The sequence below is a fragment of the Streptomyces sp. NPDC030245 genome (assembly GCF_055572995.1).
The window spans coordinates 141,810-164,567 of record NZ_JBVICF010000002.1; the positions used below are offsets into that span (position 1 = coordinate 141,810).

Below are 22,758 nucleotides of genomic sequence, written 5' to 3' on the forward strand. Positions count from 1 at the left end.
GCCCTTTCAGGACTCCGCCTCCCGTTCGTAGCGCGGCGCGCTCTCGTCGTCGAGCGTGGACAGGAAGCCGCCCAGGGTGTCGGTGACCTCGTCCAGACTGCGAGCGCTGAAGAGTACTGGCTGGTACCCGGAAATGTCGTAGTCGGTGGCCAGCATCGTGCGAATGTCGAGCGGACGGATCCGAGCCTGCCGCAGGCGGCAGATTTCCGCGGATGAGGAGAGCAGAGCCGCCCCGTACGCTTTGAGTGTTCCTCCCTCGTCGAGGACTCCGTACTCCAGGGTGAACCAGTACACGTCGCTGATCATCTGGAGGACGTCCTTGTTCTCGACGCGCATGGCCGCGTCCCCGATCATCCGGTAGATGTCGGCGAAGGCCGGCGATGCCAGGTGGATCCCGTGACCGAAGACGTCGTGGATGATGTCCGGTTCGGGGGTGAACATCGGTACGGCCGGGTGGCGGACGAACTGCACGGCGTGGAAGTAGCCGTCGGCCATGGACCCCAGGAACCTCTTGTTGGCGACCACACCGCCCGCGAGGGTGAAGTCGAAGCCCGTCAACCTCCGCAGGTGCAGCCCGACCTCGGCATGCTGCGGGATGTGGTCCGCAGGAACGGGCGCCTGTTCGCGGGCCTTGAGAGCGGCACGGCAGGCATGCTGACGTTGGGTGTCCCAGAGCTGCTGGTGGACGGCCCGCCAGGTCTGCTGCTCGGCCTCGGTGTAGTCCACTGGTGGTGAGGGGTCACCGACCCGGTGCCCGCGGGCCAGCGAGGCGATGGCCCGACGCCGCAGCAGGTAGCGGGGGTCACTGAGGCCAGGGTGGTTGGCGGCCGCGTCGAGCCGGCCGTCGGCCGCGATCGGAGTACGCACGTGCATGTCTTTCACGAACCGATTGTTTCGGTCGGCGCGCAGCCGGAGCACCTGGACACGCCTGCCCCAACGGTGCATTACCCATGTCCCCTCGGGTCACCCAGCCGTCCTGCTCGACTGCCCCATTCGAAACTCCGGCTGCCACCGTGCCAGGACCGCGTCCTCGATCGCCCGGACCTGCGCCGGGCCCGGGGGAGGGACCGACGCGCTCGTGGCTTCTTCGTCACCCAACGCTGCACGGTGCGCTGCGAGACCTCCAGCACGGCGGCCACCTGCCAGAGCGTCGCGGGTCTGCACCATGCGTAAGGCGGAGACCAGATGTTCGGGGGTGACGTCCTGGAGCAGGAAGCCGCTGGCGCCGGCCGTGAGCACAGCGTAGACGTAGTGGTCGAGGTCGTATGTGGTGAGGATGATGACCCGCGTTGCGGCCGGGCCGGCGTCGCCGATGATGTGCCCGGTGGCCTCGATGCCGTCCATCTCCGGCATCCGGATGTCCATGAGGACGCGGGCCGCGTACGGCGAACCGCTGCGACAGCCTCGGCCCCGTCGGCGGCCTCGGCCGTCACTTCGATGCCGTCCGCAGCCAGGATCATCTTGAAACCGGTGCGTACGAGGGCTTGGTCATCGGCGATGACGGCGCGCAGAGGTGGCCGGTCCGCCGTCATACCGCGCTCCGTGGGATGCGGGCCGTCACCCGGTAGCCGTCGGTCGGCGTCGGTCCGGCCGCAGCTCTCTCCAGACAGGCGGCGGTGTAACCAATGGTGACGGACGCCTGCGCGCCGCGCGCATGTTTGATCGTGTTGGTCAGTGCCTCCTGTACGACGCGATACGCCGCGAGGTCCACCCCCGGTGGCAGCGGATCCGGCGGCAACGACACCCCGACGCTCACGGGCGTACCGGCGGCGCATACTCGTGCGACGAGCGCGTCGAGCTGTGCGAGCCCCGGCTGCGACTCCAGGCCGTCGGGCTTCTCGTGGTCCGGGCCGACCAGCAGGCCCATCACGTGGCGGAGTTCGGCCATGGCGGCCCGACCGCCCGCCTCGACGGCGCGACGCGTGGCCTCCTCCTGAGCGGCCTGTAGTTCTGTCACCCGGTCCCGGCTGGACGCCAGCCGCAGTTGCAGAAAGTGGACGAGGCTGGCCAGCATCCCTGCCACCAGGAGCACGAATCCCGGGCTGGACCATCCCGGCAGCACGGGTTCCGCGTTGCGGAAAGCGAAACCGGACAGTGCTGCGGCGATCACCAGGACGGCGATCGCCGTTATCTGGTAACGGCTGTTTACGACAGCGCTGTATGCGCCGATGACACAGGCCAGGACGGTGATCCAGGAGGCGGGGCTGCCGATGGCCAGTGCTGCGCCCAGCACCACCACGAACAAGGTCAGCGGATACCGGCGCCGGGCTGCCAGCGGCAACGTCGACAGGACGACCAGGGCCCAGGGCACGGAGGAGGGTTCTTCCTCCACGGGCACCTGACCGGGGGCGGGCGGTGAGGGCGGGGCCGGGACCCCGGCCCCGATGTCCACCGTAGGGGGGTTGGTGTTCACCGGCCCGTCGCCGGGGTAGCGCACCGCCACGAACAGGGCCATGACGGTCAGTACGAACGCCAGCACCACATCGGCGCGCACCGCTCGCCGGGACAGCGGAGCGGCCTTCGTCTCCGGGCGTAGCGCGTCGATGAGTTGCTGATGCCGGCTACGCCGGCCTTCCGTCTCCATCCGTGCAGTGTGCTGCGCTCTCCGCCCGGCCCGCGTCCACCTGTCCGACCACGGCATTGCCCTGGAGGCCTACTTCTCGGGGATGGCTCCGCGGCCGAACCCTCCACGGCAGGGACCCGATGTTGGTTCCGCGGCCGATGCGCCCCATACGCGGCACCTCTACGTTCGCAGGACCGGCAACGGCATGTGTCTCTCGCACCACAAGGACGGACAACTGATATGCAGCAAGTGATCGAACTGCAGGGTGTGGCGAAGCGCTACGACAGTGCCGGCGCGTCGGCGTTCGGACCGCTCACGCTCAGTGTCGCCAAGGGTGAGGCCCTTGCCGTTACGGGCCCTTCCGGCAGCGGCAAGTCCACGCTGCTGAACCTTGTCGCCGGCCTGGACACGCCGACCGATGGCGCCGTGATCGTGGCCGGGAGACGGATCGACCGGTTGAGTGAGCATGCCCTTGCCAAGTTCCGTCGCGCGCACATCGGCATGGCCTTTCAGTTCTTCAATCTTCGCGACGACCTCACCGTTACCGACAACATTCAGCTCCCGGCCCAGCTGGCCGGGACCAGTCGGCGCAGGGCCGCGGCCCGCGCGGGTGAGCTCATGGAGATGCTGGGCATCCTGAGGCATGCCCGCGCCTACCCGGGCCGATTGTCCGGAGGTGAACGCCAACGGGCCGCCGTCGCGCGGGCGTTGGTCAACCGGCCCGCGCTGCTGCTCGCCGACGAGCCCACTGGTGCGCTCGACACCGCCTCGGGCCACGACGTCCGCCATCTGCTGATGGATCTGCACCGCGCCGGACAGACCATCGTGCTGGTGACACATGACCTGACACTGGCGGAGGCGTGCGCGACCCGCACTGTTCACCTGGTCGACGGGCACGTCGCCCTCGACTCACACGCGCAGGCCGTCCGATGAGCCTGTTCGGTACCGGCGCGCTGGGCCGGGTCGTACGTTCCGGCGTCGACCGACGGCGGGTGCAGACCGTGGTGATCGCCGTGGCCACGATGATGGCCGTGGCCTCGGCCGTGGTGACCGGGTCGCTGATGATCGCCGCGGCCGCGCCCTTCGACAAGGCCTTCAAGAAGCAGCAGGGCTCGCACATCACCGCGCAGTTCGATCCGGCCAGGGCGAGTGCGGCGCAGCTGGTGAAGACCGGGAAGCTGCCCGGCGTAGCCGCGAGCGCGGGACCGTACCCGTCCACGGCGGTCCGCCCGGTGGACCGGTCGGGCTTCCCCCTGCCGACACTGACCCTGGTGGGGCGGTCCGGTCCTGACGGCGCCGTGGACCGGGTGGATCTGAAGACGGGCCGGTGGGCGCGACAGCCCGGCGAGATCGTGCTCGACGCGTCGTTCGAGGGGCCCTCCATCGGGATCGGCACCCCCATGAAGACGTCGAACGCCAAGGACGCCCCGACCCTTTCGATCGTCGGCTTCGCCGTGTCGGCCAGCGAGACCGCCGACGCCTGGGCAGCCCCCGCGCAGGTCGACGCACTGGCAGCAAAGGGCAACCCGGTCACGAGTCAGATGCTCTACCGCTTCGACTCCGCGAGCACGAAACAGCAGATCCTCGCCCACCGGAAGAAGCTCGCCGCCTCCGTGGGATCCGGAGCACTCCTCGGCACCCAGTCCTGGCTGGACACCAAGCGCACCGCCGATCAGGGTGCGGCGGCGACCGTCCCGTTCGTGATGGCTTTCGGCGCGCTCGGCATCGTGATGTCGGTGATCACCGTGAGCAGCGTGATCAGTGGCGCGGTCGGCACCAGCCTGCGCAGGATCGGCATCCTCAAGGCCATCGGCTTCACTCCGCGCGAGGTCGTACGTGCTTCCGTGGCCCAGGCGCTGATCCCGGCCGTCGTCGGCATCGCCCTGGGTGTCGTTCTGGGCAACCTCCTGGCCATGATGCTGTTGTCCGACACCGCGTCGGTGTACGGCGGCGTCTCGCTCTCGGTGGCCTGGTGGGTGGACGTTGCCGTGCCGGCCGCGGCCCTGGTCGTCGTGGGGCTCGCGGCGCTGATTCCCGCGTTGAGGGCCGGCCGGCTGCGCACGATCGAGGCCATCGCGGTCGGCCGGGCGCCGCGCACGGGGTGCGGCCAGTGGGCGCACCGGGCGATGGGGACGCTGCCGCTGCCGCGGCCGGTGACGTGCTGGCAACCTGCGTCTGGCCGACCTCGCTGTCCAGCCAGTACCCCCTCTCGGCCTCCCCCGTTTTGTAGTCCTTCCATGCCACCGGGGTACTGGTGCAGTGGTCACAGACCGTTCCTGCGTTCCAGGTGAGGCGGACGCCAAGAAGCTGCGGGTCGATGGAGGTGGGAGTGACGAACAACTGCTGGTCGAACTCCGCGAAGTCGCTGCCGCCGGACGTCTTGTTCGGGTAAGCCTGCAGCCGCTGCTGGAAGTTGAACGTCGCCACACCGAAGGGGGGCTTGTCCGGCTCTCCGCCGGAAGTGAAGATCAACGAGGCGTTGCGACACGGACATCGACCGGGCCTGGCAGGCGTTCCTGAGACGCTTCGACCTTGAGCACACCTTCCGGCTGTTCAAGCAGACCCTGGGCTGGACCCGTCCCCGGTTACGGGACTCCGAGGCGGCCGACCGATGGACCTGGCTGATCATCGCCGCTTACACCCAGGCTCCGACTCGCCCGCCCGATCACCCACGACCTGCGGCATCCCTGAGAGAAGCCGGTCGCACCACACCGGCTCACCCCCGCCCGGGTCCGGCGGACGTTTCGAAACCTCCGCCAGCACATGCCCTGTCCCGCCAGAGCACCGAAACCTCACCGCCCCGGCCCCGGACGACCACCAGGCACCCCGAACAGACACCGGGCACCCCGCTACGACGTGGGCAAAACCGTCCGCCGCGAGAAGCCCCTCATCGCCATGGAACGGCTGAAAGGTTGCAGAACAAGCTGAGTAGCTGTTTCCGAACTTTGGCCCTGAGGCAGAGACGGCTGGATGATCTGTGGAGTGGGGATGGCGGGACGACTCGGCGGTACTGCCGGGAGTGCGGTGATCCGCTGCCAGCGGTGATGGCGCAGCCGCTGTGTTCTGCTCAGGTCGGTGCGGGTCACGGCGGTGGCGCAGGCTGCGACGTACCCGGTCGCGGGGGACGGCGATCCAGCGGGGGTGAGCAAGCTGAGGCCATGCCGCGGCGTCCGTCGGCGCGCCCGCAGTTCGAGCACTACGCTCAAACGCATAGTTATCAGATCTGCCGAACTCCCTTACTTCAGTTGTGCAGTACGGTGCTGGCGCATGATAAAAGCAGCAATAGCCTGAGCTGCTTCGACGGGGCGGTCCAGGTTGATCATGTGGCCGGCCCCAGGGAGCTGCAGAAACGAGGCATCTAGGCAATGAGCAAGCCGCCGTCCGCCGTTCACCGGGGTGAACGCGTCGTGCTCCCCGTTGATCACCAGCGTTGGACAGGGCAAGGGGCGCCACCAGAACGTGAAGTTCAGCAGCCGCTGGGTGCCTTCCGTGTAGTTTTCCAACGCAGGTCCCGACAGTTGCCGCAGCTGCCTGCGCAACAGGCGGGTGATTGCCTCGCGACGGTGACCATTCGCTGTCGGCGCCGTCGGTGGTAGATAGAGGTCTACGATGGTTTCGACGAACTGGTCCAGATTCCGGGCCCGCAATGCGTCGAGCGCTCGCTGGAATTCTGTCCGGGATTCGTCTGTCAGATTGTCCATGAGGGAGCACAGGGTGAGGCTTGCTGTGCGGTCGGGATGGCGGCTGGCGAAGTGGGCCGCTATGAGTCCGCCGTAACAGGCACCCACCACATGTGCCCGTGCGATCCCCGTCTCGTCCAGCACGGCTGCCAGGGAGTCGGCGAGGAACTCGAAGCCGTATCGTGCAGGCAGCACTGGCGAGTTACCCTGCCCCGGCAGGTCGACTGTCATGACTGCTGCGATGTCATTGAGCGTGGGCTCCATTAGCGCCCATGACTTCCGGTCCTGGAGGGCGCCACCAACCAGCACGAACGGATCCGTTGAAGGGCGGATGTGTGGCTTCAGGTAACCCGAGCATGGATAGCCTCCGAAGGTCACATTTTCTCTATGGCGGGCGTCTTGGGGCGCAGGATTCCGGTGCGGTCCGACGGCGCGAGTTTCTTTCGGAGCGTCGAACATGTGATCCTCCTTCAGTGTGACAGGGCTGGGTGCACACATTGACTTCCAGGTCATTGACCGATGGGCCCATCCGGAGCGACGCTCGATTGCAGCGGGGAAGCCGACGGCTAATTAGGGCCGCCATCCGGGCACATACCAGTGCTCTACGCCGCCCTCCGCCGGAGAGCAACGCTCAGCCCTGGTCGTCAGCGCGTCGATGTGGCTACCGGCGTTCTTAACTGGCGGCCACGGCTGTCAATGCCCGACCGTGGGCGTGCGGTCGGCGACGTACAGCAGCTGGCGGGCCAGCGCGCAGACCGTCTGCGTGTGCGGAGTGAGGTGAATGATCAGGGGAAGTTCCGTTGGCTGCTCTGGCGCAGCGCCCTTTTGTCGACCTTCCCGATACGGGTCATGGGCAGCGACGGCAGCAGTACTGTCTCATGCGGCGTGTACAGCGGCCCTAGTTCCGCAGTGACCGCCGCGGCCACAGCGTCGGTGTCGATCCCCTCGGCAGGCGTGAGGAAGACTTTCACTCTCTCGCCGAGCGTGTCATCCGGTACGCCGATGGCCGCGGCCTGGTGCACGCCTGGCAGCGTGTGCAGGAAGTCTTCCAGCACCCGGCTGTACACGTTGTTGCTGGTCGGTCCGGTCACGATGATGTCCTTCGCCCGGTCGATCAAGTACAAGTATCCGTCCTGGTCCAGGTAGCCGATATCGCCGGTGCGCAGCCACTCGGCCGGATCGAGCGCTGCCGCGGAGTGCACCGGGTCCTGCCAGTAGCCCAGCATCGCCACCGGGCTGCGGACGCAGACCTCGCCGGCCTGCCCCTGCGGCAGTGGCATGCCGTCCTTGTCCCGGATCTCCAGATGCGTGCCGGGAAGGGGCCGCCCGCAACTGCGCCATAGCGGGGAGGTGGTGTCGCTGAGCTGGGGCAGGTCCGTCGGCGGCATGGAGGTGATACCCATGCACTCGGTCTGTCCATAGCCCGGGGAGATGATCGGTCCGAATGTCGCGACCGCCTGCTGCAGACGGCCTGGTGTGATCGGCGCCCCGCCCGTGTTGATCTGCCGCAGATTCGGCAGGGTGTCAGGGTTGCAGTGCGGATGGTCCAGCAGCTGGTAGAGCATGGGGGGCACCAAGCCCGTGATGGTGATGCCTTCCTCGCGCAGGACGGTGTAGGCGGCGTCCGCCTCCCACTGCGGAAGCACCACCAGTACCGAGCCCGTCAGCAGGGCAAAGTACAGCATGACCAGGTGGCCGCCGATGTGAGTCAAGGGAGGCACGAGAAGGACGCGGTCCCCGCCCGGTGGCTGCTGAACACGCGCCTCGTCGGCACTCGCCGTCATCATCTCGTAGGCCAGCTGTCCGTATGCCACCAGCTTTGGCCGGCCCAAGGTGCCGCCGGTGTAGAGCATGGTGACGACGTCGCTCGCCTCCGGCGCCGGAGCCGCCTCGGGCCGCTCCGGCGGGCACTGTGCCGCGAGCGCCAGCACATTCGGAAAGGCGCACGACCCTGTCTCGCCAAGACTCAACCAGACCGGCGCACTTGTGCAGCGTCCGACAGCCTCGTGGGCCTGCTGCTCGTAGGCGGGGTCGACGACGATGGCCCGGGCGCCTGACTGGTCGATGGACGCGGCGAGTTCCCCTGGGCCGGGCTCTACACGCATCAGCACTGCCCGGCAACCGATCAGGTGCACTGCCAACACCAGCAGCACCGACTCCGCCCGGTTCCCTACGAATAGCCCGACGCCGTCCCCCGGGGCAAGCCCGTGACGGCGCAGCGCATGACCCAGTTGGAAGAGTTGACTTCGGGCCTGCCTGCGGGTGAGCCGGACCGTGCCGCAGACAACGGCTTCTGCGTCCTCGTCCTGTTCCCACTGAGAGACAATCCGCTCGACATACATACCTGCGGGCACCTCATTTCGCTGCGGACGTTGGGGGCGGCTTCGTGGGCCATCTACCCGTCCCCGGCGTTGCGGGAACGGCATTCTCGCGGGCGCAGTAACGTGATCGGCGCTTAAAATGATTACTGTCACGCCGGCACAATCCGCCGTTCGAACACCCAACGCTTCGACCCGGTGCGGCGCCACCTGGCACCGCTCTATCGGCACTCAACTGCCGTGTGTTTGCAGGAGAGTTGAGGGTCCCTCGGGATGGGCGCCCCGCCCCGCAGCGCGCCGAAAATGAGAAAATTAGATTTTCTCATCACCGTCTCTTACGAAGCCCGAAAAAGCACTCATGTGAGTGATGCCAAAGCATCACGGCGTCTTTACCGTGCAATAGCAGAGGGGGCCTCGGCACGTGGGTTTCCGCGAAGAAATGGTCTCCGTCCGTCCAACTAATTCACCAGGGAGGGTGACGAAGCATGCGTAAAAACATGTTCCGCCTCGCCGCGGTAGGTGCCACCATGACGGTCGCGGGAGTGTGGACCATCGGCAGCAACGCAGCCGCCCTGCCGCACAGCGAGTACACGGGACAGAACCAGGGCAACGGCCAGGTATCTGGAAGCCTCCGGCGGCGAAGGCAGCCGGGTCTACACCCACGACGGCAACGGACAGCAGAGCCAGCGGTGGACCTACACGCCCATCAGCGGCGGCAGCGGCTTCCAGGTTCGCTCCGTCCAGAACGACCTGTGCCTCACCGCCGACGAGCCGGGCAGCCCGGTCATCCTGCAACAGTGCGACCGCACGGACAAGAAGCAGCAGTGGCGCCCCTCCGGGAACATCGGCGAGAGCGTAGGTGTCGAAGGACAGGCACTGACCGCCGGTGAGGCCGACAGCCCTGCCACCCTCGCCCCCCCCTCAACGCAAATGACCCGCATCAGAAGTGGACGGTCCGGACGTAACCGTACCTCCTCGAGCGGCACGTATATGCCCCGGCCCGGCATTGCCATCAGCGGCATCGGCCTCGTCACCGCAGCGGGGGACGGCACCGAACCCACCTGGACAGGTGTCCTCGCTGGTGCCCCGACCGCCACACGCGATCCGCGCCTCGCCGGACTGCCGGTGGACTTCTCCTGCCGTGTGCCCGACCTGGGCGACCTGCGCCGCCGCCTGGGAGGCCGCAAGACCTGGCGCATGGGCCGTTTCGTCCACCTCGCGATCCTCGCAGCGCGCGAAGCGGTCCAGGACGCCCGGCTCGATCCGCACACCTGGGACAGCGCCCGGGTCGCCGTCATCATCGGCTGCAGTCTCGGCGGCACCTGGGAATGGGAGGAGCAGCACCGGCGACTGCTGAGCCAGGGCCCCGACATGGTCTCCCCACTGGCCATCGTGCATGTCCTGCCCAACATGGCCGCGGGCGAGGTCTCCATCGACCTCGGCACCCGCGGCCCGGGCCTGTGCATCACCACGGCGTGCGCGTCCGGAGCCACTGCGCTGGCCACCGCCCGCGACCTGCTGGCCAGGGACGCCTGCGACATCGCGATCGCCGGGGGCACGGAGGCCGCCACCAGCCCGTTGACGACCACGAGTTTCCACCGCACCGGAGCCCTGTCCGCCCGCCGCGACGACGTGCCCGCCGCCTCACGTCCCTTCGCGGCCGACCGCGACGGCTTCGTCATGGCCGAAGGCGCGGGCGTACTGGTCCTGGAACGGGCCGCGGACACCGCGGCCCGCGGCCACCGCCCGCGTGCCCTGCTGGCCGGATGCTCCACCACCTCCGACGCCCACCACCCCACCGCCCAGCCCGAAGGCGCAGCGGGAGCCGAACGCGCCCTGCGCGCCGCACTCGCCGACGCCGGCCTCGCCCCGCGCGACATCGACCACGTCAACGCCCACGGAACATCCACCCCCGCCAACGACATGACCGAGGCCGCCCTCATCTCCCGAGTCCTGCCGCATCAGCCCAGCGTCACGGCTGCGAAAGGAGTCCTGGGACACAGCCTCAGCGCCGCGGGAGCCATCGAAGCAGCGCTCACCGTACTGACCATCCAGCACCGGCAAGTACCACCGATCGCCAACCTCCGCACGGAAACAGCGGAGTTCGACATCGCCTGCATCACCGGACAGGCCCGCTCACAACGGGTGCGCGCGGCCGTCACCCATTCGTTCGGCTTCGGCGGCCACAACGCCGTACTTGTTCTCACCCGCGATTGACCGTCCGCGACGCGGTGGGCCCGCAATCCGGGGTTACTCGGACCGCGACACTGATCCTCGAACTGCGTGCGTCGAAATCCGCCCTGGCGACGGTGACCTCGGGGTGGGTGTCCCATATATAGCTGCGGATCCCCGGTTAGCGAAACCGGGGATCGGAGCCAATCCTTAGTGCACTCCCCACTCCAACAACACCGCTGGAGAGCTCATTCACAACGCACCACCCACACCACCGCGATGCCCTACCGATGGAAGGTCGGACAACAGGCGTTACGCAGAGCGACCATCAACGGCAGCCCTCCGGCAGGTTCTGCTCATGATCCGCACCCATAAACAGTGCTCATCACGCGCGGAAAACGCCACCCCCACAGGAGCCAGTGCTCACCAAGATGCGCTCCCTACATGCTTCTAGGTTCCCCAGTTTCGCAAGCATTTCCGCGTGATCATGGGCAGCGGTAACGTTCAGCAGCTGTCCCTCGTCGTCCGTTAGCGATCTTCTAGTTTGGGCAGTGCAATCCCTGCGCGTCGCTTCAGTATGGCGGCAGAGCACCCCAGTAGGGCCGAACGCCGGATCGATCTGCGCTGCGGAGAGCCGTCAGCTCCCCCCTTTTTGAGGCCCGGGCGCTGACGGAGTCGATCTCGCACCGCGACCAGTCCAACTCACCCCGGGCTTGGAGTTTGTTCACGACCAGGCGGCGGAGCTTCGCCCACACCCGGGCCTCAGTCCACTCGGCGAACCGCCGGAAGGCCGTCACGTCGGACAGCCGAAACCCGACGGCAGTTGGTTCCAGGTGCAGCCTGACGTAGCCACGAAGGTGCTGGCGGCCAGGACCTCCGGCGCCCCGCCCACCAGAGTCTGCCCCGAGCACAAGGCCTGCGGTGCCGGGGACACCACCGATCGCCTACCGAGGCAAGTGCGGGGCTGGGGTACGGCCATGCGGGGCACCCGCTCCCTTCTATCCCGCCGGATGGCTCTGCGACGACCACCGACCGTAGTCGATTGCACAGGCTGCCCGCAGGAGCACCCTCCCTGCTCCCGATCACTCCCACGACTTCACACAATTGACCAACCCCTGCCGCCCATGCCAGTGGCTACCAAGATCCGGACCATTGCCGGACCAGCCCCCGGGCGAAAGCCTCACAAAGCATCGTTTTCCCAGTTCAGGGTGGGTGCGGCTGCTGTACCACCAGAAGACGAAGAACCTCCTCCCAGTCGGAGCGTGTGATCACAGCCACCGCACTACGACGGCACGAGCTCGAACGGATGTGACCAGTAAACCCAACAAGGGCAGCTGCGAATTCTCGATGCGGGACGCCGAAAGAACTGGGAGGTCGGCGCGCAACAAGCTGCGGGGCGACGGAAATCGTCGAGTGTCCACAACCTGCCACATCAGTTGGCACACCGGATCAAAGCTGTCGGGCCCTCCTGTGCACCTTGACCACCGCAGCCGCGACAGGGGTCAGCATTGAGGCGAGCCTCTCCCGCCGACAGCGACACACAGACGCACTGGACCTGCGGACACAGAACTCTCAGCCAAACTGACACCCCGTCAAAAGGTCAGCATTGGCTGAGCATTGGGTTTGCCAGACTCTGCCACACAAGATCACACCCTGCACTCCGGAACCACCTCCCGCAGCCCCATACGGGGTCTTCGTCGCAGCGGCGACCGGCCGGCTCCGGCACCGAGCCTTGCATCGCCCACGCACTCCCCTCAGCGCGCATCCACGCAGATCAGCGTGCCCGACCCCGGGGCTTCAAGGGCACGGACGGGAGTTCGGGGGCGGGAAGCGGATCTCCGTTGTAACCCTTCACCTCACCAAAACGGGTTCCGGTCATCCAGTCTGAACGCGCCTGTGCGATGTCCTCGTGCGACCGGCCGATGAAATTCCACCACATGACGATCTCCTCGCCGAACGGCGGGCCGCCGAGGAGGATCAGTCTCGCCGTCGTGGCCGTCTCGTTCGTGAGTGTCAGGGTGTCGCGGCCCGGAGCGAGGTAGCCGAGTTCCGTCGCGTTCAGGGGGGTTCCCACCATGGTGACTCGGCCCTGGTCGACCAGGAGGCCGTGTTCGAAGTCGGCGTTCACGGTGAGCGTGGTCGTCGTGTGGGGTTCGAGGAGGAGTTCGGCGCCGAGCAGGGGGGTGAAGGTTCGTACCGGAGATGTGGTGCCCGCCAACTCGCCCAGGAATACTCGGACTTCGGCGCCGTCCAGGTAGACCGGGGTCGGCGCGTAGTGCTGGAAGTCCCGGGCGGCGTTGCGGTGTTCGTCGGGGAGGGCCACCCACAGCTGGACGCCGTGGAGCACGGTGGTGCGGGGTGTGGAGACCTCCGTGTGGCTGATGCCGTGACCGCCGGTCATGAGGTTCAACTCGCCGGGGCGGACGTACGCGTGGCTGCCCAGGCTGTCGCGGTGTTCGATCTCTCCGGTGAACAGCCAGCTCACCGTCTGTAGGCCGGTGTGCGGATGGGGTGCCACATCCATGCCGCCGGTGTCGGCGACGTCGTCCGGACCGTAGTGGTCGACGAAGCACCAGGCGCCGATCAGGGTCCGGGCCCGCTGCGGCAGCGTGCGGCGCACCGTCATCGAGCGCGGGCCGCCCAGCGGGACGTCACGCGCGGTCAGGATGTCGGCCTGCACGGCGGCATCGCTCGTCGGGGTTCCCGCCGTCTTTCCCGCCATCTTTTCCACCATCACTGCACCCCACCAAAGTATTTTGACTTTCAACAATCATGACAGATGATACGGGCATGGAGTCCAGGTCGAGCGGGTTGAGGAATGAATTGAACGAGTTGAGCGAGACGACAGCGGGTCGCGTGGAGCGGCGCGTCTTCGTCGACAAGCAGAGCCCGAAGGCGTACCGCGCGCTGGTCGAGACGTCCGAGGCGGTCCGCGCGGTCGCCGCCGACGCGGGGCTCGACCGCATCCTCGTCGAGCTGGTCAATCTGCGGGTGTCGCAGCTCAACGGGTGCGCCTACTGCCTGGACGTGCACACCCGGGCCGCCCTCCGCGCCGGAGAGACCACGCGCCGCCTTGGCGTGCTCGCCGCCTGGCGCGACACCGAACTGTTCACGGCGCGGGAGGGCGCCGCCCTCGCCCTGGCGGAGGCGACCACCACCCCCGCCGACGCCGACGCGCAGGAGAGCGCGTACGGCGCCGCCCGCCGATACCTCACCGAGGACGAGATATCGGCGGTCGTCTGGGTGGCGATCACCATCAACGCGTTCAACCGGGTCTCCATCATGAGCAAGCATCCCGTACGGGAAGCCCCCGGCGTCCCGGTCACTTGAGAGGCCCCGCCCAACTCGCCTCCGGCGACGACACCCGCCAGGCAGCCAGTGCCGTCACCGTGAGCGAGGCCAGGATCAGGCCCAGGGTGAGCGTGAGTTCGGCGTGCTCCAGGAGTACGGCTCCGGTCAGCGCCCCGGCGAAGATGGCCAGGACGGAGAGGATTCGCCGGCCGGGCCTCGGTGTCGCGCCGCCGGCCGGTGCGGAGTCCGCGGCGAGGCCCGTCAGGGTCAGGGTCAGTACCGTCGTCGTCAGGTCCGGTACGCCCAGGCGGCGGGCGACCGCGTTCTGAAGCCCCATGGCGAGGCCGAGAAGGACGATCAGGGTGTACTGGACCGGCGTGGTGACCCGCCCGTCCGCGACCGCGGCCGCGACGAGGGCCGCGGCGACCAGCACCGCCTGGAGCGCGGAGGCGAGGGCGAGCAGCCGCCCCCGGTGCGCCGCGCAGCGGGTGCCGAGCCGTCCTCCCGCGAGCGCGCCCGCGAGGAACGCCGCCATGGAGACCACGGAGGCGAGCGCCGACAGGCCGTCGGCGCCCGCCAGGGCGAACCCCAGGAAGACGACGTTGCCGGTCATGTTGGCGACGAAGACATGGCCGAGCGCCAGATAGCTCACGGCGTCCACCAGCCCTGTCACCACGGTCAGCGCCAGCAGGAGCGGCGGCAGCGGGCCGTGCCGGTCGTCCTTCGGCGGCACCAGGGTGTGGGCCGCGTCAGTCAGCAGCGCTCGCATACGAACTCCTCCTCCCCGAGGCTGTGTTGGGTGGACGATGCAGTGCCGCCCGGGTGAGCAGGCCGCTCGCCGGGCCGACCACGAGGGCTGTCGCCTGTACCCAGGCCGGCCAGGGGGTCAGGCCCAGGGCGTGGTCGGCCGACCAGCGGCCTGGTCCGGTGAGGACCAGGACCGCCGCGGCCGCCACGAGTACGAAGGGGTACTCGTAGCCGTCGTTCTGCACCCAGAGGCCGTTGCGCCACTTGACGGTGGCCGCGACCGTCATCACGCCCATGGCGGCCATCGCCGCCGCGGGCGTGAGGGCGCCGGCCGCCAGGAACAGGCCGGCGCCGATCTGGCTGCCGCCCGCGGCGAGCGCGGTGAGCCTGCCGCCGCGGAAGCCGTCGTGGCGGAACTCCTCCGTGCCGCCGGCCAGGCCGTTGCCGCCCAGCCGGAAGCTCACTTTCTGTACTCCGTGTCCGGCGATGAGGAGGCCCACCACCAGACGGAGGAGCAACAATCCGTTGTCCATCGTGTGCGGATCAGCCCGCCGCGTGAGCGCCGATGACGGCCTGGGCGTACACAATGCCGAGGCCGTAGGCGCCCGCGTGCTCCTTCACGACCTCGGTGACGGGGACGTACGTCTCCGTGCGCGCCCAGTCGCGCTGGAGCTCAAGGAGCACCTGCACCCAGGTCACCGGGACGGCACCGCCCTGCACCATGCGCTGGACGGCGTGCTCGTGCGCCTGCGGGCTGACGCCGCCGGAGGCGTCCGTGACGACGTACACCTCGTAGCCCTGGGCGATGGCGGAGAGCGCGGGGAGAACGACGCAGACCTCGGTCCACAGACCGGCGATGACGAGCTTCTTGCGGCCGGTGGCCTTCACCGCCTCGACGAAGGGGGCGTCCTCCCAGGCGTTCATGGAGGTGCGGTCAACGACCTCCTGGTCCGGGAAGACCTCGCTGAGCTGCGGCAGGATCGGGCCGGAGAAGGACTCGGCGGCCACCGTGCTGAGTACGACCGGGACGTCGAAGACCTTGGCGGCCTTCGCGAGTCCCACGGTCGAGTTGATGATCGCGGTGCGGTCGCCGCTGCCCGTGCCGAAGAACATCTGCGGCTGGTGGTCGATGAAGAGGACGGCGCAGTTGTCGGGGGTGAGCAGGTCGGGGCCGGGCGCCGGGGTGACCTGGGAGATGTCCATCATGAGGGTGCCTTTCCGGGCGTGATGTGATCGCGGACGGGTGTCCGCGACGTGGTGGGAGTAGGGGTTCGGGGTAAGGCGGTGGGGGGCGAGGTCAGAGGTTGAAGCAGGGGTCGAAGACGGGGTTGTCGGTCTCCGGGGTCAGGCCGCGCCGCGCACGCCACTGCCTGTGCTGCTCCGACTCGGCGACGGCTTGGCCGAGCAGTTCGGCCTGCCGGGCGCCCGACCGGCCCGTACGGGGTACGGCCTGGTAGCCGCCGAAGTGCGCGACCGGGCTCCACTCCGGGCTGACCGGCGGCAGCTCCTCGTCGATGCCCTCGTACTCCGCGGCGGCGTAGACGATCCGCCCGCCGACGACGGTCAGCAGGGACTCGATGTGCGCGATGTCCTGCTCGGGAACGGTGAAGTAGTCCTCGGACAGGACGGCGAAGTCGCCGAGGAAGCCCGGTCGCAGGACGCCCTTGACGTCCTGTTCGCCGGTGAGGGCGGCGCCCGCCTCGGTGAACATCGCCAGCGCGGTGCGCCGGTCGACGCGGTTGTGGGGCGGGCGGACGACCAGGTCGCCGATGGTGCGGCCGGTGATGAGCCAGTGCAGCGCGATCCAGGGGTTGTAGCTGGAGACGCGGGTGGCGTCGGTGCCGGCGCCGACGGTCAGTCCGCGCTCCAGCATGGCCCGGATCGGCGGGGCGTCCGCGGCGGCACCCGGGCCGTAACGGCTGAGGAACGCCTCGCCCTGGAACGACAGCCGGTTCTGCACGGACATGGCTCCGCCGAGGGCCGCGATACGGTCGAGACTGTCGGCGGAGACCGTCTCCGCGTGGTCGAACAGCCACTGGTTCCCGGCCGGGAAGAGCCCTTCCGCGGCGAGCTTCTCGAACACCGCGAGGTCGCGTCTGATGGTCTCGTCGTAGGTGGCGTGCAGCCGGAAACCCCAGCCGTTCGCCATGAGGAGGCGTACGGCGGTCTCGAATTCCCCTTCGTAGTCGGGGGCGAGTTCCGGCCGCGGCTGGGCGAAGTTCTCGAAATCGGCGGCCGCCCAGGTGAGGTTCTCGCCCGCGCCGTTGAGACGCAGCCATTCGTCCCCGTCTTCCGGGCGTGCCATCTCGATCCAGCGTTTCAGATCGGCGATTTCCTGCCCGGCCGTCTGGGGAAACAGGTGATAGGCGATGCGGAGCGACAACTCGCCGGCCTCGGCGAGTTCGACGACCGTGCTGTAGTTGTCCGGGAAATTCTGGAATCCACCGGCCGCGTCGATCGCGGAAGTGAGGCCGAAGCGGTTCAGTTCGCGCAGGAAGTGCCGGGTCGACGTCCTCTTGTCCGCGCCCTCCAGGCCGGGCGCCTTCGCCAGGGTCGAGTAGAGGACGAGGGCGCTGGGCGCGGCGAGCAGCATGCCGGTGGGCTCGCCGTCCCGTCCGCGTACGATCTGGCCGCCCCGGGGCTCGGGGGTGTCCCTGGTGTAGCCGGCGGCCTTGACCGCGGCGCGGTTCAGGATGGCCGCCTGGTACAGGTGCAGGACGAACACCGGGGTGTCCGGAGCGGCGGCGTTGAGCTCGGCCACGGTCGGCAGCCGCCGCTCGGCGAACTGCTCGGCCGACCAGCCCCCGACCACCCGGACCCACTGGCCCTTGGGGGTGCGGGCCGCCTGCTCGCGCAGCATCGCGAGCCCCTGGCGCAGGGTGGGGACGCCGTCCCAGCGCAGTTCCAGTACGTAGTTGAGGCCGCCCCGGATGACGTGCAGATGGGAGTCGTTCAGGCCCGGGATCATCCGGCGGCCGAGGGCGTCGACCACCCTCGTGGCCGGGCCGACCAGGGCCGCCATGTCCTTGTCGTCCCCGACGGCCGTGATGACGCCGTTCCGTACGGCCAGGGCCTCGGCCCGGGGACGGCCGGGGTCTCCGGTGTGGATATTCGCGTTCCGGACGACGAGATCCGCGGCATCGCCCGCGGCTCGGTCCGTCGCGTTGTCCGTGGTGCTGGGGACCAGCCCACCGACCGGCATCGTGGACACCTTTCGACAACCTCCTGATGTGTCGGAACCGCTCCATCGCTTCGCCGCAACGCTATGGCGGGCCGAAGCCGCCGTGTTTTCCAGCAGTGCACTGTTATCGGTCCGACAGTGCACGCGGTGCGCCGGCGGGCCGGCCCGGTGCGCTGTCAGGTCAGTGCCGGTGCGCTGGGGGTCAATTGGTGCCGTCCGGTCGCTCCTAGCGTGGGGACCCACAGCCCCACACCGCTTTATCCCGGGGCTTTCGCCGGAAAACCGGCGCATCACATGACACTCAGGAGAACCCCATGTCCGACGTCGTCGAGTCGTCCCAGCCGAGCCGTCCGGTGCAGCCGGTCCTGGAACCGGCGGCCGCCGCTTTCGCCGAAGCGACCGCTCAGGCGCCCTACCTCTTCGAACTGCCGCCCGCCGACGGCCGCAAGGCGGTCGACGAGGTGCAGTCCGGCAACATCGAGAAGCCGGAGATCGACGAGGAGTGGATCACGGTTCCCGGTGGCCCCACCGGCGGCGTCCGGACCCGCATCGTCAAGCCGGCCGGCGCTTCGGGAACGCTGCCGGTCATCCTCTACATCCACGGCGCCGGCTGGGTGTTCGGCAACGCCCACACGCACGACCGGCTGGTCCGTGAGCTCGCCGTCGGCGCGCACGCCGCGGTCGTCTTCCCCGAGTACGACCTCTCCCCCGAGGCCCGCTACCCGGTGGCCATCGAGCAGAACTACACCGTCGCCCGGTGGATCGTCCAGGAAGGCGCGGCCAAGGGCCTGGACGGCGCCCGGCTCGCCGTGGCCGGTGACTCCGTCGGCGGCAACATGGCCGCGGCCCTGACGCTGATGGCGAAGCAGCGCGGTGACGTGCCGCTGGTCCAGCAGGTGCTGTTCTACCCGGTCACCGACGCGCGCTTCGACACCGGCTCCTACGACCAGTTCGCCACGGGGTACTTCCTGCGCCGCGACGGCATGCAGTGGTTCTGGGACCAGTACACGACCGACGAGGCCGAGCGCGCCCAGATCACCGCGTCACCGCTGCGGGCCTCCACCGAGCAGCTGACCGGGCTGCCGCCGGCGCTGGTCATCACCGGCGAGGCCGACGTGCTGCGCGACGAGGGCGAGGCCTACGCCAACAAGCTGCGCGAGGCGGGCGTCGCGGTCACCGCCGTCCGCTTCCAGGGCATCATCCACGACTTCGTCATGCTGAACGCCCTGCGCGAGACCCACGCCGCAGAAGCCGCGATCACGCTGGCCACGGGCACCCTGCGGGCGGCTCTCCACCGCGCCGGCGCCTGACGGCATCCCGGATCACCACGGACAACCGACCCACAACCGACTGACGACAGACGAAGAGAACCCATCATGACCGCTCACCCCTCCCCCACCGTCCTGCTCGTCCACGGCGCGTTCGCCGACGCGTCCAGCTGGACCGGCGTCATCAAGGAACTCAAGAGCGACGGCATCCGCGTGATCGCGTCGCCGAACCCGCTGCGCGGCCTCGCCTCCGACGCCGCGTACATCGCCTCCGTGGCGGGCCAGATAGACGGGCCTGTCGTGCTCGTCGGCCACTCCTATGGCGGCGCGGTCATCTCCGTGGCCGGTGCCGCCGAGAACGTGGCCGGTCTGGTCTACGTCGCGGCCTACGTCACCGAAGAGGGCGAGAGCCTGGCCGAGTTGCAGGACCGCTACCCCCTCTCGCCGCTCGGCAGCAACCTGACGGAGTGGACGTACCCCGTCGCAGGCGCCGAGCCCGCGGTCGAGTTCACCATCGAGGCCAAGGCGTTCCCGGAGCTCTTCGCCGCCGACGTTCCGGCCGACGTCACCGAGGTGCTCGCCTTCGCGCAGCGCCCGCTGGCCGCCGCCGCGTTCACCGAGAAGGCCGCGACCGCCGCGTGGCACACGAAGCCCTCCTGGGCGCTCGTCGCCGGCGCGGACCAGGCCATCAACCCCGAGGTCCAGCGCTTCGGCGCGGAGCGGGCCGGTGCGACGGTCGTCGAGCTCGACGGCGCGTCGCACGCCGTCGCCGTGTCCCGGCCCAAGGAGGTCGCCGACCTGATCCGTGACGCGGTGCGCGCCGCGGGCTGACGTACGGCAGAACGCCCCGCCCTTGTCCGTCCGGACAGGGGCGGGGCGTTCTCGCGTTCGTCACCGGCGCCGCGCCCATACGGATACCGGTGCGGACGCCGACGACGAAGCCGTGACCAGGACGACCAGCACGGTGAGCACCACCCCGGCCACCAGAGCGGGCGCCGGGGACCAGGTCGCACCGAGAAGCCCGAGCACGGCAACCGGATACGGAGCACGCTCGGCCGCTGACTTGAGGTGAGGCCGCAGGTGTACGGCCCACACGGTGATCAGGAAGACCGCCGCGGGGACCGTGACGGCCGCGCCGGCCGCCGTGTCCGAGGTGTGCGCGTGGCCGGTCAGGTGATCGGCGTACGCGGCGAGACCCGCGCCCTCGGCGGCCGCCGACGCGAAGATCAGGTAGTGGCCGTAGGCCCACACGAACCGGCGGCGGTGCGCGCGGTGCGTGGTGGCCAGCAGCGTGTGCGCGGGCCTGGAGAAATACAGCCACCACAGGGCGAAGGCCGTCAGGAGGCCGCCCGCCGCCGTCGCGTACAGCTCTCCCGTGCTCTGGTGCCGGTCGAACGCGGTCCGGACGGCGACGGTGGCGGCCGCGACGGATTCGCCGAGGACGATGAGGGTGAAGAGCTCGTAGCGTTCGGCGATGTGGCGGGGGTGCCACGGCGTCATACCGGCGGACTGGGCCCACACCGGTACGGAGAGCTCGGCGGCGATCAGCACGACGATGCCGGGCAGCCGGGCCGCGTCCGGCAGGACGAGCAGTGACACCCAGCCCACCTGGCACGCCGTCACTCCGGCGGCGAAGCGCAGCGCGGTGGTCCGGCGTGCCGGGTCGGCGCGCGCCGCACGCAGCCACAGGGCGGCGAGCGCGGTGCGCAGCACGACGTATCCGATGGTGATGACCCGCAGGTCCCCCTCCGCGAACGCGTGGGGGACACCTGCGGCGAGCACGAGGGAGCCCGTGATCTGGACGAGCACCGTCAGCCGGTACGGGATGTCGTCGGGGTCGTACGCGGAGGCGAACCAGGTGAAGTTCATCCACGCCCACCAGACGGTGAAGAAGACCAGCGCGAACCGGAGGACCCCGGTGGCGGACGCCCCGTGGGTCAGGGCCTCGTGCAGGCTCTCGGAGGCCTGCGCCACCGCGAGGACGAAGCACAGGTCGAAGAGGAGCTCCAGCGACGTGGCGGTCCGGTGCCGCTCCTCGGGGTCGCGGCCCCGCATGGCGCTCAGCGGAGCGCTCCGAGCGCGGCCTCGACCGTGCGGTGGAAGGTGGGGTAGGTGTAGATCATGTGCCGGAGCGTGTGGACGGGCACTTCGGCGTGGACGGCGACGTTCAGTCCGTAGAGCACCTCTCCGCCTGCGGGGCCCGCCGAGGTGGCGCCGACCAGCACGCCCCGGTCCGCGTCCTCGACGAGTTTGACGAAGCCCTCGTTGCCCGGTCCGTGGATCCAGCCCCGGGTCGAGGAGGTGAGGGGCAGCACGCTGGTGCGCACCCGCAGGCCCTGTTCCCGTGCCTGGTGTTCCGTCAGGCCGACGGCGCCTATCTCGGGGTCGGTGAAGGTGACGCGCGGCAGTGCCCGGTAGTCGGCGTCGGGGCCGTGATCACCGAGGATGTCCCGTACGGCTATCTGTGCCTGGTACATCGAGACGTGGGTGAAGGCGCCGCGGCCGGTGATGTCGCCGACCGCCCACAGTCCGTCCGCCGCCCGCAGCTGCCCGTCCGTGGGCACGGCCCGGGCCGTGGGGTCGAGTCCCACGGTGTCGACGCCGAGCGCGCCGAGGTCCGCCATGCGGCCGGTCGCCACCAGGAGGCGTGCGGTGCGCAGCGGCTCGGCGCCGCCTTCCAGGTGGACGGTGAACTGGTCGTCGCCGTGGGCGACTTGCCGTACGCGGGCGCCCGTCAGCACGGTGACGCCGTCCGTCCGCAGTGCCGCGGCGGCCAGCTCCCCGGCCTCGGGCTCCTCCTGCGCCAGCAGTCGGTCCTGCCCCTCGATCACGGTGACCGCGCAGCCGAACCGGGCGAAGACCTGGGCGAGTTCGACGCCGATGGCGCCGCCGCCGAGGACGGCCAGTGACTCGGGCAGCTCCTTGGCCGCCATGGCGTCGCGGTTCGTCCAGTAGGGGGTCTCCCGCAGTCCGGGCACCGACGGGATGCGGGGGCGGGTGCCGGTGGCGAGGACGATGCCGCGCCGGGCTTCGATCGTGCGGTCGCCGACGGTCACGCGGCGCGGCCCGGCGAGGCGGCCGGTGCCCCGCACGAGGCGGCCGCCCTTCGCCGTGAGGCGGTCGGCCGCCACCTGGTCGTGCCAGTCGTCGGTGGCCTCGTCACGGATGCGTGCGGCGACTCTCTCCCAGTCGGGGGTCACGGTCGCCGTCCCGGCCAGGGCGGGTACCCGGCCCGCCTCAGCGAGCAGATCGCCGGCCCGGATCATCATCTTGCTGGGCACACATCCCCAGTAGGGGCACTCCCCTCCGACAAGCTCCGCCTCGACCCCCACCACGTCGAGTCCCGCTTCGGCGAGTGTCCCCGCGACGTGTTCACCGCCCGGTCCCAGTCCGACGACCACGACATCGGCGTGTTCGTGCGCGTTCATGCCTGTCTCTTCTCCGCTCGGTCCGCCCCGCGGTCGGGGCGGTGCGGCCGACGCTAGGTCGGCCGGCGCCGGCCGCCTGACCGTCAGTGCACGGGTGCTGGCCCGAGAGC

17 protein-coding genes and 4 pseudogenes are annotated in these 22,758 nt (G+C 69.3%); 8 read left to right on the plus strand and 13 right to left on the minus strand.

Annotated features, from left to right (window positions below; translation table 11 throughout):
- Positions 1-6: 6 nt before the first annotated feature.
- The 3 genes and pseudogenes from ACZ4Z4_RS05270 to ACZ4Z4_RS05280 all read right to left on the minus strand — a co-directional run bounded on the left by ACZ4Z4_RS05270 (position 7) and on the right by ACZ4Z4_RS05280 (position 2,584).
- Complete coding sequence (locus ACZ4Z4_RS05270; RefSeq protein WP_468324123.1) at positions 7-873, minus strand: phenylalanine 4-monooxygenase; 867 nt, start codon at positions 871-873, stop codon at positions 7-9.
- Between the two features lie 270 nt (positions 874-1,143).
- Positions 1,144-1,532: pseudogene (locus tag ACZ4Z4_RS05275) on the minus strand (response regulator); the annotation flags it as partial.
- Complete coding sequence (locus tag ACZ4Z4_RS05280) at positions 1,529-2,584, minus strand: sensor histidine kinase (RefSeq protein ID WP_468322466.1); 1,056 nt, start codon at positions 2,582-2,584, stop codon at positions 1,529-1,531. The pseudogene ACZ4Z4_RS05275 and the gene ACZ4Z4_RS05280, both read right to left, overlap by 4 nt.
- Positions 2,585-2,803: 219 nt before the next feature.
- Here ACZ4Z4_RS05280 and ACZ4Z4_RS05285 point away from each other — a divergent pair, with 219 nt between their 5' ends.
- The 3 genes and pseudogenes from ACZ4Z4_RS05285 to ACZ4Z4_RS05295 form a co-directional block, all read left to right on the plus strand.
- The gene (locus ACZ4Z4_RS05285; protein ID WP_468322468.1) at positions 2,804-3,496 is read left to right on the plus strand and encodes an ABC transporter ATP-binding protein; all 693 of its coding nucleotides are present in this window, start codon (positions 2,804-2,806) and stop codon (positions 3,494-3,496) included.
- On the plus strand, positions 3,493-4,854 hold the full coding sequence (locus ACZ4Z4_RS05290) for an ABC transporter permease (protein WP_468322471.1): 1,362 nt from the start codon (positions 3,493-3,495) through the stop codon (positions 4,852-4,854). Before ACZ4Z4_RS05285 ends, ACZ4Z4_RS05290 begins: the two co-directional genes overlap by 4 nt.
- A gap of 198 nt (positions 4,855-5,052) precedes the next feature.
- Positions 5,053-5,491 (plus strand): annotated as a pseudogene (locus ACZ4Z4_RS05295) (NF041680 family putative transposase); the annotation flags it as partial.
- Between the two features lie 308 nt (positions 5,492-5,799).
- Here ACZ4Z4_RS05295 and ACZ4Z4_RS05300 read toward each other — a convergent pair.
- Together ACZ4Z4_RS05300 and ACZ4Z4_RS05305 are read right to left on the minus strand one after the other, a co-directional pair.
- Positions 5,800-6,702 (minus strand): alpha/beta fold hydrolase, encoded by a 903-nt coding sequence (locus ACZ4Z4_RS05300; protein ID WP_468322473.1) that lies wholly within the window; start codon positions 6,700-6,702, stop codon positions 5,800-5,802.
- 326 nt (positions 6,703-7,028) lie between these two features.
- The gene (locus tag ACZ4Z4_RS05305; protein ID WP_468322476.1) at positions 7,029-8,585 is read right to left on the minus strand and encodes a class I adenylate-forming enzyme family protein; all 1,557 of its coding nucleotides are present in this window, start codon (positions 8,583-8,585) and stop codon (positions 7,029-7,031) included.
- Between the two features lie 588 nt (positions 8,586-9,173).
- Between ACZ4Z4_RS05305 and ACZ4Z4_RS05310 the strand changes: the two are divergent.
- Positions 9,174-9,449, plus strand: a pseudogene (locus ACZ4Z4_RS05310) (RICIN domain-containing protein); the annotation flags it as partial.
- Between the two features lie 102 nt (positions 9,450-9,551).
- Positions 9,552-10,778 carry a beta-ketoacyl-[acyl-carrier-protein] synthase family protein gene (locus tag ACZ4Z4_RS05315; RefSeq protein WP_468322478.1) on the plus strand — a complete coding sequence of 409 codons (1,227 nt, stop codon included), beginning with the start codon at positions 9,552-9,554 and terminating at the stop codon, positions 10,776-10,778.
- Between the two features lie 569 nt (positions 10,779-11,347).
- Here ACZ4Z4_RS05315 and ACZ4Z4_RS05320 read toward each other — a convergent pair.
- Both ACZ4Z4_RS05320 and ACZ4Z4_RS05325 read right to left on the minus strand, forming a co-directional pair.
- Positions 11,348-11,712 (minus strand): annotated as a pseudogene (locus tag ACZ4Z4_RS05320) (transposase); the annotation flags it as partial.
- A 795-nt stretch (positions 11,713-12,507) separates the two neighbouring features.
- On the minus strand, positions 12,508-13,455 hold the full coding sequence (locus ACZ4Z4_RS05325; RefSeq protein WP_468322481.1) for a pirin family protein: 948 nt from the start codon (positions 13,453-13,455) through the stop codon (positions 12,508-12,510).
- Positions 13,456-13,565: 110 nt separating this feature from the next.
- Between ACZ4Z4_RS05325 and ACZ4Z4_RS05330 the strand changes: the two genes are divergently transcribed.
- On the plus strand, positions 13,566-14,063 hold the full coding sequence (locus ACZ4Z4_RS05330) for a carboxymuconolactone decarboxylase family protein (RefSeq protein ID WP_468322484.1): 498 nt from the start codon (positions 13,566-13,568) through the stop codon (positions 14,061-14,063).
- Here ACZ4Z4_RS05330 and ACZ4Z4_RS05335 read toward each other — a convergent pair.
- The 4 genes from ACZ4Z4_RS05335 to ACZ4Z4_RS05350 form a co-directional block, all read right to left on the minus strand.
- Complete coding sequence (locus ACZ4Z4_RS05335; RefSeq protein ID WP_468322486.1) at positions 14,056-14,793, minus strand: YoaK family protein; 738 nt, start codon at positions 14,791-14,793, stop codon at positions 14,056-14,058. The two genes, ACZ4Z4_RS05330 and ACZ4Z4_RS05335, sit on opposite strands and share 8 nt — an antisense overlap.
- Positions 14,774-15,304 (minus strand): DoxX family protein, encoded by a 531-nt coding sequence (locus ACZ4Z4_RS05340; RefSeq protein WP_468322489.1) that lies wholly within the window; start codon positions 15,302-15,304, stop codon positions 14,774-14,776. Before ACZ4Z4_RS05340 ends, ACZ4Z4_RS05335 begins: the two co-directional genes overlap by 20 nt.
- 10 nt (positions 15,305-15,314) lie before the next feature.
- A complete protein-coding gene (locus tag ACZ4Z4_RS05345; RefSeq protein ID WP_468322491.1) occupies positions 15,315-15,977 on the minus strand; it encodes a hydrolase in 663 nt (220 codons plus the stop codon).
- 91 nt (positions 15,978-16,068) lie between these two features.
- Positions 16,069-17,982, minus strand: coding sequence for an amidohydrolase (locus tag ACZ4Z4_RS05350; RefSeq protein WP_468322493.1), 1,914 nt, complete (start codon positions 17,980-17,982; stop codon positions 16,069-16,071).
- 284 nt (positions 17,983-18,266) lie between these two features.
- On the opposite strand from ACZ4Z4_RS05350, the gene ACZ4Z4_RS05355 reads away from it, so the two are divergent.
- Both ACZ4Z4_RS05355 and ACZ4Z4_RS05360 read left to right on the plus strand, forming a co-directional pair.
- Positions 18,267-19,262 (plus strand): alpha/beta hydrolase, encoded by a 996-nt coding sequence (locus ACZ4Z4_RS05355; protein ID WP_468322496.1) that lies wholly within the window; start codon positions 18,267-18,269, stop codon positions 19,260-19,262.
- A gap of 66 nt (positions 19,263-19,328) precedes the next feature.
- Positions 19,329-20,051, plus strand: a complete 723-nt coding sequence (locus ACZ4Z4_RS05360; protein ID WP_468322498.1) for an alpha/beta fold hydrolase — start codon at positions 19,329-19,331, stop codon at positions 20,049-20,051.
- A gap of 60 nt (positions 20,052-20,111) precedes the next feature.
- Here the strand turns inward: ACZ4Z4_RS05360 and ACZ4Z4_RS05365 are convergent, their stop codons facing one another.
- Together ACZ4Z4_RS05365 and ACZ4Z4_RS05370 are read right to left on the minus strand one after the other, a co-directional pair.
- Entirely contained in the window at positions 20,112-21,275 is a 1,164-nt protein-coding gene (locus ACZ4Z4_RS05365; RefSeq protein ID WP_468322501.1) for a low temperature requirement protein A, read from the minus strand.
- Positions 21,276-21,280: 5 nt separating this feature from the next.
- Entirely contained in the window at positions 21,281-22,648 is a 1,368-nt protein-coding gene (locus ACZ4Z4_RS05370; RefSeq protein ID WP_468322503.1) for a dihydrolipoyl dehydrogenase family protein, read from the minus strand.
- Between the last annotated feature and the right edge of the window lie 110 nt (positions 22,649-22,758).

Excerpts from the sequence above, each read along its gene's own strand:
- ACZ4Z4_RS05270 (WP_468324123.1), bottom strand. The coding sequence starts at position 873 with ATGCACGTGCGTACTCCGATCGCGGCCGACGGCCGGCTCGACGCGGCC.
- ACZ4Z4_RS05280 (WP_468322466.1), bottom strand. The coding sequence starts at position 2,584 with ATGGAGACGGAAGGCCGGCGTAGCCGGCATCAGCAACTCATCGACGCG.
- ACZ4Z4_RS05285 (WP_468322468.1), top strand. The coding sequence starts at position 2,804 with ATGCAGCAAGTGATCGAACTGCAGGGTGTGGCGAAGCGCTACGACAGT.
- ACZ4Z4_RS05290 (WP_468322471.1), top strand. The coding sequence starts at position 3,493 with ATGAGCCTGTTCGGTACCGGCGCGCTGGGCCGGGTCGTACGTTCCGGC.
- ACZ4Z4_RS05300 (WP_468322473.1), bottom strand. The coding sequence starts at position 6,702 with ATGTTCGACGCTCCGAAAGAAACTCGCGCCGTCGGACCGCACCGGAAT.
- ACZ4Z4_RS05305 (WP_468322476.1), bottom strand. The coding sequence starts at position 8,585 with ATGTATGTCGAGCGGATTGTCTCTCAGTGGGAACAGGACGAGGACGCA.
- ACZ4Z4_RS05315 (WP_468322478.1), top strand. The coding sequence starts at position 9,552 with ATGCCCCGGCCCGGCATTGCCATCAGCGGCATCGGCCTCGTCACCGCA.
- ACZ4Z4_RS05325 (WP_468322481.1), bottom strand. The coding sequence starts at position 13,455 with ATGGCGGGAAAGACGGCGGGAACCCCGACGAGCGATGCCGCCGTGCAG.
- ACZ4Z4_RS05335 (WP_468322486.1), bottom strand. The coding sequence starts at position 14,793 with ATGCGAGCGCTGCTGACTGACGCGGCCCACACCCTGGTGCCGCCGAAG.
- ACZ4Z4_RS05340 (WP_468322489.1), bottom strand. The coding sequence starts at position 15,304 with ATGGACAACGGATTGTTGCTCCTCCGTCTGGTGGTGGGCCTCCTCATC.
- ACZ4Z4_RS05345 (WP_468322491.1), bottom strand. The coding sequence starts at position 15,977 with ATGATGGACATCTCCCAGGTCACCCCGGCGCCCGGCCCCGACCTGCTC.
- ACZ4Z4_RS05355 (WP_468322496.1), top strand. The coding sequence starts at position 18,267 with ATGTCCGACGTCGTCGAGTCGTCCCAGCCGAGCCGTCCGGTGCAGCCG.
- ACZ4Z4_RS05360 (WP_468322498.1), top strand. The coding sequence starts at position 19,329 with ATGACCGCTCACCCCTCCCCCACCGTCCTGCTCGTCCACGGCGCGTTC.
- ACZ4Z4_RS05365 (WP_468322501.1), bottom strand. The coding sequence starts at position 21,275 with ATGCGGGGCCGCGACCCCGAGGAGCGGCACCGGACCGCCACGTCGCTG.
- ACZ4Z4_RS05370 (WP_468322503.1), bottom strand. The coding sequence starts at position 22,648 with ATGAACGCGCACGAACACGCCGATGTCGTGGTCGTCGGACTGGGACCG.